We start from the raw sequence: 446 nt of genomic DNA, 5'->3' as shown, positions 1-446 counted from the left end.
GTAGTCGGCGCAGGCGGCGAAGTCTCGGCGAGCGCGGGCGATCTGCTCGGCGGTCGGCTCGAGGTCGGCGGCGGGGATGAGGGCGGTCACTGGCCGGACATCCGGATGTCGGCTCCGGCCCGCTGGCAGTCGCAGGACGGCTCCCCGTCGGGGCCGACGGCGGTGCAGCCGCCGATGCCGTAGTGGCCTCCGGCGGGGTGGCCGCAGCCGCCGCAGGTGACGTCGGTGGTGCCGTCGCACTGGCAGGCGCCGGGGTGGCCGATCTGACCGCAGGTGCCGCGCCAGGGCTTCGGTTCGGCGGTTGCCGAGGCCGGTGCCCTGTCGGCGAGGAGCCGGTTCACGACGCGGACCGCGGCGTCGGCCATCCCGCGGGGCGAGTAGTCGCCGTCGCCGATGGCGGTGACGAGGGCGGTGGCGATGGCGTCCCGGTCGGTGTCGCCGAGCGT

Annotated in this window: 1 pseudogene; it reads right to left on the bottom strand. The window is 76.5% G+C overall.

Annotation, left to right across the window (positions count from 1 at the left end):
• Window positions 1-86 precede the first annotated feature (86 nt).
• Window positions 87-446: pseudogene (locus MXD62_RS10170) on the bottom strand (hypothetical protein); the annotation flags it as partial.

Origin of the sequence: Frankia sp. Mgl5 (assembly GCF_023242985.1) — a bacterium.
Lineage (GTDB): Bacteria > Actinomycetota > Actinomycetes > Frankiales > Frankiaceae > Parafrankia > Parafrankia soli.
Note: the sequence above shows the minus strand (reverse complement) of the source record. Positions and strands in the feature narration are given on the sequence as shown.